Raw genomic sequence first — 11457 nt, forward strand, 5'->3', positions numbered from 1 at the left:
CTCAAGCCGCGCTGGTGTCCGCGAGGAGCGACAATGCGGCGTCGATGTCGGAGAGCGAAGCCTCCCCGGTTGTCCGTTTGCGGAGCAGCCGCAGGTTCAGAGCGAGCAACTCGCTGACCTCTGGCGAGGGCGAAGGCAGCCCCTTCAGTTCGTAAAGCTTGCGGGACAAACGCGAGGGCGGGTGCAGCGCGACCAGCGCCTGAAGCGCCGCGGATGCTGTCTCCGCATCGCTGACCTGGATCGCAGCCTTTAGCCGGCGCAGCAGTACCACTGCCAGCGCCTCGTGCATCGCGGCGAGGAGCTTGGGCCGCGATGCGGCCTCTCCCGTCGCTGGGTCCGGCTGACGCGCGCTGTCACGCATCAACTTGTAGATGGCCGCCCACGCCTTCTGCTGCACCAGCACCTCCATCACACGGGGTCCGTGCTGCTCCCACAATGTCCGGCTCGACAGCACCGTTGCCAGCCACCTCATCAGCTCGTCCATTGCGTCATGCGCCATCGGGCGCTGTGCGATCCTGTCCAGGGCCAGGCTCACCAGATCGGCCGGCGGCTCGCCCTGCCTGGCGAGCCAGCGCGCGAGCGCCAGGAACTCCCGTCCGTCCGCAACGACCCGCGCCCGCCGGCGTACCGCCGACGCGATGCTGGCAGGCAGATCCACCTCGTCGGGCCAGCGGCACCAGCGCTCGCCGGGCTCCTCCGCTCGCGCTTCTGCGATCGCGACGAGCGTCGCCTCGTCCAGCAGCCAGGGCGCCTGCGCATGCACCCTCGCTGCCGGCAGCACCGGTAAACCCCGACTGCGAGCGGCGAGCTCCTGCTTCAGATCCTCGGTGAGCAGAAGATCAGGCGCGAGCTGCGCACGCTGGAGCGACACGAGGATTGGAGCCTCCGGCAGCTCGTACCCCAACACGTTCTCGCCGGCCCCCTCGCGCTCCCAGCGCAGCGGCGCCTGCGCCCAGCCGTGGAGCCGCGCGTCGGCGGCGGCCCCGCCGAGGCGTCGGTACGCCGCAATGGCGTCCGCAATAGACGTCTCGCGGTATGGCCGCAAGAGCACCTCCGGCGCTGGCAGCCGATCCGGCGGCAGCGGGTCAACAGCAGCCGCCATCTCGCTCAGCTTCGATGCCGGCAACTCGCGCAAAAGGTTCGGATTCTCGAGGACCATGGCCAGTAGCCGAGCAGCGCGCGCGGGGGTGATCGGGAACGACACGCGCCGCGCGAACTGCATTGGCACGTCGTTGAAGAGAGTCGGGGCCTTCCCCATGTAGCTGAAGAGGCGTTCTTCGAAGGCCTCGTCCGCGCCCTCAGGCAGTGGCGCCCACAGCAGGACCCAGCCGACCAGTTCCCCGGCCTGCATCCACTGGAACCCGCCGTCGGTAAGGCTCCGGCAGGCTATCACCAGCCTGCCCTCCTCGGCCGGATCGACATCCAGCACGCCAGGATCGGAAAAGCAGCGGTCCAGGTACCGGAATGCGCGCTCCCAGGCATCGGGCTCGCCGCGCTGGAACGCCGCGTACACCGACTGGACCAGCCAGGGCGCAACCACCGGTCCGTCGAGCGACGCCCACGCGATTTCGTCGAGCAACTCCGCCGCCAGCGCCCGGTCCTCCCGCGTGTGGCCCTTGAAGACCCCCTCGAACTCGAACCCATGAGACGGACCCACGAGCTCCGTCACCAGGTGGCTCCAGCGCACGCCCCTGCGGGCGGCCGCCAGGAACTGTGCTACATACCACGCCCTCGCCCGGATCCGTTCCGCTGCATCGCCAGGCCAGTGCAGTGCCAGGGTCAGCAGGTAGCGCCCCTCGCTCGGACCCAGTCTCAACTCTAGATTCAGCTTGTCCGAGATCTCGAACGGCACCTCGGCCGGCAGCGCGTCCTCTGGGCTCAAGATCTCGAGCATCTGGCGCGACTCGAGCCATGCCACCACGCTCGCGCGCCCCCGGAGCGTCCGCACGGCCTGCGGCGGGCCAGCGTCCACGGGTACGAGCGGCAGCTGCGCGTCGCGCTCCTCCGCCTTGCCCTCCTCCACGCCAGCAGCGTCTCGACGTGTGCCGTCGTGGAATGCCGGACCTTCCCCGATCTTCGTCAGTACGTCGAGCGAGGTGAGCTCTCTGTCTCCGCTTGCCGCGGCGGCGCGCAGCGCCTCGCGGCAAGCCATGTCGTCGCGCCGGTGCGGAAACAGCCACGCCGCGATGTCGCAATCCTCCCGTCGCTCGAGCACACCGTGGAAGAACGGGCTCATCCCTCGGAGGTGCCTGGCGATATCCCACCAGCACGCAGCATCCACCCTGGTCCGCAGCCGCTCCGCAATATCCTCGAGCGCTTCCGGATCGAGTCGGGCCGGCCACCCTTCCAGGCTCGCCGCGAACCATCCAAGCTGGGAGCCCTGGGGAAGCTGCGCGAACAGCGCCTCCACGATGGGCGCGGATCGCGGCGGCTTGCGTGCAATCCACTCCATCAGGAAATCCAGAGTCAACGCCTGGATGTGCTGGTAGAGAAATTCGTGATCGTCCTTGGTTAGCTTCTGCTGTTGAAAAATGTGCAACGCGACCTTGAGCACGTCCCCCTTCGAGACGCGCAGGAGCATCGCGAGTTCCGTCTTTTGCATGACGAACCACCATTCGCCGCGGACCGCCGCCGTGAGGCAGCGCAAACCCCTGCTGCATCGTGCCGGTGACGGCGCGACGCGAACCACAACCCCCCGCGGTAAATGAGGCGGCGGCTACAACAAGGGCTTCTGTTGTCCGACCCCCCTCGGAGAGGGTCGCCACCGGCACCGTCTAGGGGGGGAGGGATGGCTCCTCCTGCAAGTCAACCCCTGGCGCAGGCCTGAGCTTGGAGCAGTCGCCCCGCTCCTGTCAAGGCCTCGCGAACCTCCCGCGTCCTCCCGTGTGCGGCACCGTCCGGGTTGCCTCTCCCCTCGGATCCGGCGACAGTCACCGCCGTTGATGCCCACCTTGGCAAACCTCCTCGAGACCCCCTCCGTTCGATCGCCCGCCTGAAGGCCGCCGGCCTCCGTCATCGACACCTCACCGAGCCGGACTTCGCCCGCTGGCAGCGCTTCCGCCGCAAGCTCGGCAGGCGCGCGTTCATCGAGCTCCTTCACGAGAACCTTGCCACGGCTTTTCCCGGTTCCCCTCTACCTCAGCCGCTGGCTCCTCGAGCCCTTCGAGGGCCTCACCGAGCCCTAGGCCGAGCGCATGCTCGCCGACATCTGTACTGGACTTTTGTCCCGTTGACGTTGGAACACCCCTGACAGACATTCCAGGACCCCTCGTCGCCAACAGAGGCTCGTCTCCCCTCCGTCGCGGCGTGGATCAGGAGGTCCTGCGCGCGGTATGTTCGTCCGGCGCAACGGCGAGGCAGGTGCGGGTGACGCGAGCGACGACGGCAAGCAGTAGGCGTGGGTTGATCCAGAACCCCATCCTCAACTCTCCCTTCCACGAGCCCACGCGGCACTTCGCGTTCACCGCGGAGGGCATCACCGACACGGTCATCGAAGGCCGCCGCCCGAGCAGCTACTTCATCCCCATCCCCCAGCCGAAGAAGAGCACCCAGCTCACCATCGGCGAGGTCCTCCAGGAGCGGCGCGAGGAGATCGCCCTCGTCAACGGCCTGCGCGACCGCGTGTCCCGGTGGCGCCAGGGCGGCTACATGCACGTCGAGCGCCGCACGCGGCACCTGCTCGAGCACTGGCGGCGCGAGGAGCGCGAGCAGAAGCTCTTCTTCTGCCAGCTCGAGGCTGTCGAGACGGCCATCTACCTGCTGGAGGCGGCCGGTCCCCTGAAGGATCGCTTCGGCGAGGACATCCTCGGGCGCGCCCAGACGGCCCACAACCCGCTCCTCTTCCGGCTCGCCTTCAAGATGGCCACCGGCAGCGGCAAGACCGTGGTCATGGCCATGCTCATCGCGTGGCAGGGCCTCAACAAGCTGGCGAACCCCGAGGACAGGCGCTTCTCGACGAACTTCCTGGTCGTCACCCCCGGCATCACCATCCGCGACCGCCTGCGCGTGCTCCTGCCCGAGGACCCGGGCAACTACTACCGGGCGCTCGATCTCGTCCCGGCCGACCTGCGCGAGCAGCTAGGGCAGCTCCGGATCGTCGTGACGAACTACCACGCCTTCCAGCTCCGCGAGAAGCTCGAGGCGCCCAAGCTCACGAAGGAGATCCTGCAGAAGGCCGGCGTCCCCAGTCCGTTCCAGGAGACGCCCGCCGAGATGGTGCGCAGGGTCTGCGGCGGGCTCGATCCGCGCCACGACGTCATCGTCCTCAACGACGAGGCGCACCACTGCTACCGCGGTAAGCCGAACGACGAAAAGATCACCGGCGACGAGCGCAAGGAAGTCGAGGCGCGCGAGGAAGAAGCGCGCATCTGGATCACCGGGCTCGAGCACGTCCACCGCCACTTCGGCCGCAAGGACGCCGCGCGCGCGCCCGAGGGAGGCCGGGGCAAGCAGCGCGTCCCAGCCGTCTTCGACCTCTCGGCCACGCCCTTCTTCCTGCGCGGCTCGGGCTACCAGGAGGGCACGCTCTTTCCGTGGGTGGTCTCGGACTTCGCGCTCGTCGACGCGATCGAGGCCGGCGTGGTGAAGGTGCCGCGCGTGCCTGTCTCGGACAACTCGCTGAAGAGCGAGCAGCCGATCTACCGCGAGCTCTGGCCGCACGTGCGCGACGCGCTGCCGAAGAAGCGCGCGGGCAAGGACGCCGACGGCCGCGACCCGGTGCTCCCCAAGGAGCTCGAGGGCGCGCTCGAGAGCCTCTACTCGAACTACGAGGCCCTCTTCCGCCGCTGGGAGAAGACGCGCGGGCCGCACAGCGCCTCGACGCCGCCGGTGTTCATCGTGGTCTGCAACAACACGGCCGTGTCGCAGCTCGTCTACCAGTACATCGCCGGCTTCGAGAAACCCGGCCCCGAGGACAGCAAGATCCCCGTCCCTGGGCGGTTCGCGCTCTTCAGCAACGTCAAGGAGGGAAGGTGGCTCCCGCGGCCCAACACCATCCTGGTCGACAGCGCGGAGCTCGAGGCGGGCGGGGCGATGAGCGACGAGTTCAAGCGCATCGCGGCCAAGGAGATCGAGGACTTCAAGCGCGAGCACCGGCGCATGCACCCCGGGCGCGACGCGGAGGCGCTCACGGACGGCGATCTCCTGCGCGAGGTGATGAACACCGTCGGCAAGCCCGGCAAGCTCGGCGAGGGCGTGCGCTGCGTGGTGTCGGTCTCGATGCTGACCGAGGGGTGGGACACCAACACGGTGACGCACATCCTCGGGGTCCGGGCGTTCACGACGCAGCTCCTCTGCGAGCAGGTGATCGGCCGGGGCCTGCGGCGGATGAGCTACCAGCCGGACAAGGACGGGATGTTCACGCCGGAGTACGCCGAGGTCTACGGCGTGCCGTTCCGGTTCATCCCGATGACGGACGGGACGACGCCGTTGCCGGAGGACAAACCGCGGACGCACGTACGCGCGCTGCGGGAGCGCGCCTCGCGGCGGGTGCAGTTCCCGCGGGTGATCGGCTACCGGTTCGAGCTCCCGACGGAGCGGCTCGAGGCGAGGTTCGGTCCCGAGGCGCGGCTCGTGCTCACGACGCGGGACACGCCGACGCAGACGGAGATGTCGTCGATCATGGGCGAGCGGGTGATCCACTCGCTCGATCACCTGCGCGCGCACCGCGAGCAGGAGGTCGCGTTCTGGCTGGGCCGGCACGTCCTGCAGCGTTATTTCCGGGAGAACGACGGCTCGCTGCAGAGCTGGCTCTTCCCGCAGGTGCTCGCGATCGCGAAGCGCTGGCTCGCGGAGTGCGTGGCGCTGAGCGACGACACGTTCCCGCAGCTCCTCTTGCTCTCGCAGTACGGGAGCAACGCGGCGGACAAGATCTACCGGTCGATCGTGACCGCGCACGACGGCGAGGCGCACGTCTTGCCGGTCTTCCATCCGGACGCGGCCGTGGGCACGACGGACGGGGTGGACTTCGTCACGGCGCGGCCGACGTACCTCACGCGCGAGGACAAGTGCCACATCTCCCACGTCGTCGCGGACACAGAGAGCTGGGAGCAGAAGGTGGCTCAGGCGCTCGAGGACATGGACGAGGTCGAGTCGTACGCGAAGAACCATAACCTCGGCTTCACGATCCCGTACACGATCGATGGGATCGAGCGGCGGTATCACCCCGATTTCATCGCCGAGGTGCGGCACGAGGCGCTCGGGCCGCTGCACCTGGTCCTGGAGGTGACGGGGCAGCGGGAGCAGGACAAGGCCGCCAAGGTGGAGACGGCCCAGAAGCTCTGGGTTCCCGCGGTGAACAACGACAAGGGGCACGGATTGTGGGCGTTCGTCGAGGTCACGGACCCGTGGAACGCGAAGGACGTCATTCGAAGGGCGCTCGGGCGCCTGGCGACGGCAGGAAAGAGCTGATCATGGCGGGACGCAAGAAGAGCGGCAGCACGACCTCCACGACCGAGACGCCGATCGACGCGCTCGTGCACAAGGACACGCGCAAGAACATCCCGACCCGCGAGATGGGCGAGCTCGTGGCGGACGAGGAGGAGACGCCGCAAGAGATGCTCTATCCGCGGGATCCGACGCTGGATCCGCAGCTCGTCTGGAAGGGGAAGGACGAGCAGGATCGGAAAGACCTCGCGGTGCCGGTGGTGCCGATCTACATCCAGGAGAAGATCAATCCGAAGGCGCTCATCGAGGATCTGCGGGCGCGGCAGGCGGGGAAGAGGCCGCAGCTTGGGCTGTTCGAGGCGTTCGAGCAGAAGCGCGATTTCGAGGAACAGATCGAGTTTTACCAGCACGACGAGCGCTGGACGAACCGGATGATCCTCGGCGATTCGCTGGTCGTGATGTCCTCGCTCGCGCAAAAGGAGGGGCTCAAGGGCAAGGTTCAAATGATATATTTGACCCGCCCTATGGCATCGAGTTTGGCTCGAATTGGCAGGTATCAACACGCAAGCGTGACGTAAAGGACGGGAAGTCAGATGATCTCGTTCGTCAACCAGAGCAGATTAAGGCTTTCCGAGACACATGGGAACTGGGAATTCATTCCTATTTGTCCTACATGCGGGACAGGCTTTATGCCGCGCACGAGCTCCTCACCAACAGCGGAAGCATATTCGTCCAGATAAGTACCGAGAATCTTGACTACATGGCGCTGCTGCTCGACGAGATATTCGGCCATGACAATCGCGTCGAGCTGATCTCATTCCGCAAAAAGACCATGCCGCTTGGCGGCTCCTTGCTTGAGGGTAATTGCGACTACCTGCTCTGGTACGCCAAAAGCAAGTCGGAAGTAAAATACCGGGCACTCTACCAGGAAAGCGTCATCGAAGGCGACTCGCACTGGAACTATGTGGAATTGGCAGGTGGCGAACGCGTGCAGATGAGCGCGGATCAGATCGCAAATCACGGCAAGCTGCCTACGGGTTCGAGCGTATACCAGCTTATTGGGATGTATCCGACAGGCACGTTTGCCACGGGCATCTATGATTTCGAGCATGAGGGCGTGCTGTACAAGCTCCCGAATGGGAAGTGCTGGAAGACGCCCATCGTAGGCATGCAACGCCTTGCGGTGGCGAACCGCCTCCAGCCCTATGCGTCGGGCGCGACACTGCGATACGTGCTCAAGCATTCGGATTACCCGGTTACCCCGCTGCAGAATGTATGGCAAGATACCTCTGCGCCTTCAGACAAAGTCTACGTCGTACAGACATCCAACCTAGTCGTGCAGCGTTGCATGCTCATGACGACGGATCCAGGGGATCTAGTGCTAGATCCGACCTGCGGTTCGGGCACAACGGCCGCCGTCGCAGAGCAGTGGGGGCGGCGATGGATCACGACAGATACCAGCCGCATTTCTCTCGCCGTCGCACGCACGCGACTAATGGTCAGCAAATATCATTATTATCTTCTGGTGGATTCGCCTGAAGGCATCCGCAAGACCTGCGAGATCAGTGGATCCGCCACGACCCTTGAAGGGCACGGCGACATCCGGCAAGGATTTGTATACCAGAAGGTTCCCCATGTCACCCTGAAGTCAATTGCAAACAATGACGAAGTCGACACTATACATGCCCGCTTCGGGGCACAGCTCGCTCCTCTGCGCACCAAGCTGAATAAGCTCCTCAAGAAGAAGTGGGAGGAGTGGGAGATCCACCGCGATGCCGACGCCTCCTGGCCCGCCGAGGCCAAGGCCGCGCACGCCGAATGGTGGCAGCTCCGCCGCGCCCGCCAGAAGGAGATCGACGCCTCCATCGCTCGCCGCGCCGAGAGCGAGATCCTCTATGATCAGCCCTACGAGGACCCCAAGCGCATCCGCGTCTCCGGGCCCTTCACCGTCGAGAGCCTCTCCCCCCACCGCATGCTCGACGCGAGCATCCCGGTCCCCAAGTCGCAGACCGCCGGCGCCAATGCGAGCACCTTCATCACCACCATCCTCGACAACCTCAAGAAGGCCGGCGTCCAGAACACCGTCAAGAACGAGCGCCTCCTCTTCGACCGCCTGAACCCCTTCCCCGGCAAGTGGATCCAGGCCGAAGGCGAGTTCACCCACAAGTCCGGCGCCATCCGCCGCGCCGCCATCTCCATCGGCCCCGAGCACGGTACGGTCAGCCCCGAGCAGGTCCGTGGCGCCGCCAAGGAGGCCCTCAAGCACTCGACCTCGCCGTCGTCTGCGGCTTCGCCTTCGATGCCCTCGCCTACGAGGCCGCCAGGGAGTTCTCCCCGAAGAACGGAAGCAACCCGCCTCCCTCGCCGAAGGGCAGCCCCGCGCAGAAGTCGATCACGGTCCTGCTCTCCCGCATGAACCCCGACCTCGCCATGGGGGAAGAGCTCCTCAAGAAGACCGGCGCAGGCAACCTGTTCATGGTCTTCGGCGAGCCAGATATCTCGCTCCAGAAGACGAAGGACGGCAAGCTCGTCGCCGAGATCAAGGGCCTCGACGTCTACGACCCCACGACCGGCGAGATCCGCAGCCACACGACCGCCGATATCGCCTGCTGGTTCATCGACACGGAGTACAGCGGCGATAGCTTCTTCGTGCGACACGCTTATTTCACCGGCGCCAACGACCCTTACGAGAAGCTCAAGCGCGCGCTCAAGGCCGAGATCGACGAGGACACCTGGGCCTCGCTCTACACCACGAAGAGCCGGCCCTTCGATCCGCCCTCCTCCGGGCTCATCGGGGTCAAGGTCATCAACCATTACGGTGACGAGGTCCTCAGGGTCTACGAGGCGCGATGAGCCCTGCTGCGGAGAGGACGCTCGCCGCATGGAGCGCGGAGGCGCTGCGGATGCTCGCCCGCGTCGCGCGGGCGCGCGGGCTCGATGGGCTCCGCCGTATCAATGCACTGAACAAGCTGCTCAACGTCATCGGCGGCCCGGACGAGGTCGAGGAGGCTCTCGCCGAGGTGGGCGCGGCGCCGAGCGACGTCGAGATTGATTCGCTTATCAAGCAGGCGCTCGAGCTCTTGAAGGAGTACCCCAGGCTCAAGGCGCGGGCGCAGGCCGGCAAGTTGCGGCTCGCGCCGCCCCTCGTCGGGCCGGTCGCAGTGGACCCACCAGCGCCCCCGCCGGTGGAGGCGTCCCCTCCGCTCTTCTTCCCGCCTGGCACGCGTCCGGTCCCGTACCCGCAGGCGCAAGCCCTCTCCCTCCTCGCGGACCCGCTGTTCGTCCGCGAGGTGACTCTTCCGCGAGGCCCGACGCCGCGGGACCTCAGCTCGCCTGATGCCACCGCGCAGATTCACAAGCGGCAGGAGGCCTCGATCGCCTCCTTCTTCGCCCCCTCGCCCGCCTCGGACCGCAAGCCGGAGGCGAGCGCGTGGACGGCGTCGCTCGAGCTCGACGACGACCTGTACGTCGTGACAACCGCTCTCGTCGGGCTCCCGCAGTTCGTCAAGACGCTCGATCTCGTAACCGGGGAGCGTAGGGTCACGGTGCTCGCGTCGAACCTGCGCAGCGGCACGTGTCGCACGCGGGTCCGCCCTTCGACCGAGAAGTACGCGTGGTCTGCGGGCGCGTTCGACGAGGACCTGGGCGAGGAGCTCAAGGCCCTCGAGCTGCCCGGTCTCCAGGCCAGCCGTGCGAGCGCATTCCGCCTCGACGCCGCCGGGGCAGGCCAGCTCCTCGTGGGCGCCGTGCTCTCGCCCGGTCGCTCCTATCGGCTCGTGATCCCGCCCGAGCTCCCGGTCGAGGGGTTCGCCGCCGTGGACGTCCCTGCCACGCCCGCACCGTGGCAGCGCGTCGAGATCACGCTGCCAACGCCGGTGCCCACCGAGCTCGCGGCGCGGCTCGTGCGCATGGGCCTCGCGGTGGCCCAGACGGCGCTCGACGTGAGCTTCGCCGGCATCGCCGCGCGGGAGTACCGCCTCGGACGAGGCGGCGAGCGCTACGCCTGCTTTCGCCCCGAGGACGCGCCGATCGTGCGTGTGGCCGGCGTCGAAACGAAGGAGCCGGGTGCGCTTGTGCTCTTTCTGGCCGGGCCCCACGGGCAGACGCGTTTCCCCCTGCCACCGGGCAACGACCACCTGGTCGAGCTCGGGCCGCTCGTCCCCGGCCGTTACGCGCTGGATGTGCTTAGCCTCGACAAGACGCGCGAGCCGGAGCGGCTCTTCTTCGAGGTGGACGAGCAGGCAGGTCGCACCCCGGGGATCGCCGGCGCGAGGGTTTCCTTGGAGCTCGACGGCGAGTCGATAGCCGTCGAAGGCGCGGTGAGCCTGGATCTCGATCTCGGCCACCTCGATGCGTCACGCCTGCGCATTCATGCCCCGCCGCTCTGGCGCATCGGCGCACGCTGGGAAGGCGCGCGCTCGAGGATTTTGCCGCCGCTCTTCGCCAATAGGCGCGGCGAGGTGCCCGCCGAGGACCTGCTCGCCGCGATCCAGGCGGAACGCGAGACGGAGCGCATTGGGGATCTGCATCTCGATTTCGGCGACCTGGGGGCCGTCACCCTGCGACATACGCAGCGTCTCTCCCCGGAACATCTCCGGGAAAAACTCCGCGCGCTCCTAGCGGAGCGGGGCTCGGCCGTCGCGGAGGAGCCCGATCTCTCCCTTCTCCGGACGATCTGGATCGACCCCGTGTGCTCCGTCCTCGGCTATCAGGTGCGCGAGATCGCGCCCATGCTGGACGACGCAGGCGGAGCCCGCGGCTTTGCGATCTTCGCACTGGAGGCGACGGTTCGGGAGGACGAACGCATCACCGTGGAGCGGCCCGCCGCCCTGATTCTCGGGCGGCGCGGGGTCGATCTGGTTTCGACGGCCAGGGATACGGCGCGCGACCTCGCCTCCAGGCTGGGCAGGCGCGACGGGTTCGTGCGGGCCATCCTGACCGACGGCCTTTCGTGGGCGCTCTGGGAGCGAGGTCGGGCCTTCGCGGCGGCGCCGCTCGCGCTCCGGGACGCGGTCGAGGACGGCACCGGCGCGCTCTTCGAGGCGTTCCTTTCGCGATTCCACGCCTGAGTTC

At 67.1% G+C, this 11457-nt stretch carries 6 protein-coding genes; 5 read left to right on the forward strand and 1 reads right to left on the reverse strand.

Annotated features, from left to right (window positions below; translation table 11 throughout):
* Nucleotide 1 precedes the first annotated feature (1 nt).
* A complete protein-coding gene (locus WMF19_RS12250) occupies nucleotides 2–2602 on the reverse strand; it encodes a hypothetical protein (RefSeq protein WP_437899248.1) in 2601 nt (866 codons plus the stop codon).
* 800 nt (nucleotides 2603–3402) lie between these two features.
* Here WMF19_RS12250 and WMF19_RS12255 point away from each other — a divergent pair.
* The 5 genes from WMF19_RS12255 to WMF19_RS12275 are packed head-to-tail and all read left to right on the forward strand — an operon-like array spanning nucleotide 3403 to nucleotide 11453.
* Nucleotides 3403–6408, forward strand: a complete 3006-nt coding sequence (locus tag WMF19_RS12255) for a BPTD_3080 family restriction endonuclease (protein WP_437899249.1) — start codon at nucleotides 3403–3405, stop codon at nucleotides 6406–6408.
* 2 nt (nucleotides 6409–6410) lie between these two features.
* Complete coding sequence (locus tag WMF19_RS12260) at nucleotides 6411–6962, forward strand: hypothetical protein (protein WP_437899250.1); 552 nt, start codon at nucleotides 6411–6413, stop codon at nucleotides 6960–6962.
* Nucleotides 6914–8800 carry a DNA methyltransferase gene (locus tag WMF19_RS12265; RefSeq protein ID WP_437901618.1) on the forward strand — a complete coding sequence of 629 codons (1887 nt, stop codon included), beginning with the start codon at nucleotides 6914–6916 and terminating at the stop codon, nucleotides 8798–8800. The genes WMF19_RS12260 and WMF19_RS12265 overlap by 49 nt, the downstream gene beginning before the upstream one ends.
* The gene (locus tag WMF19_RS12270) at nucleotides 8797–9237 is read left to right on the forward strand and encodes a hypothetical protein (protein WP_437899251.1); all 441 of its coding nucleotides are present in this window, start codon (nucleotides 8797–8799) and stop codon (nucleotides 9235–9237) included. Before WMF19_RS12265 ends, WMF19_RS12270 begins: the two co-directional genes overlap by 4 nt.
* A complete protein-coding gene (locus WMF19_RS12275; protein ID WP_437899252.1) occupies nucleotides 9234–11453 on the forward strand; it encodes a hypothetical protein in 2220 nt (739 codons plus the stop codon). The genes WMF19_RS12270 and WMF19_RS12275 overlap by 4 nt, the downstream gene beginning before the upstream one ends.
* Nucleotides 11454–11457 lie beyond the last annotated feature (4 nt).

This window comes from Sorangium sp. So ce124, assembly GCF_051525235.1.
Lineage (GTDB): Bacteria > Myxococcota_A > Polyangia > Polyangiales > Polyangiaceae > Sorangium > Sorangium atrum.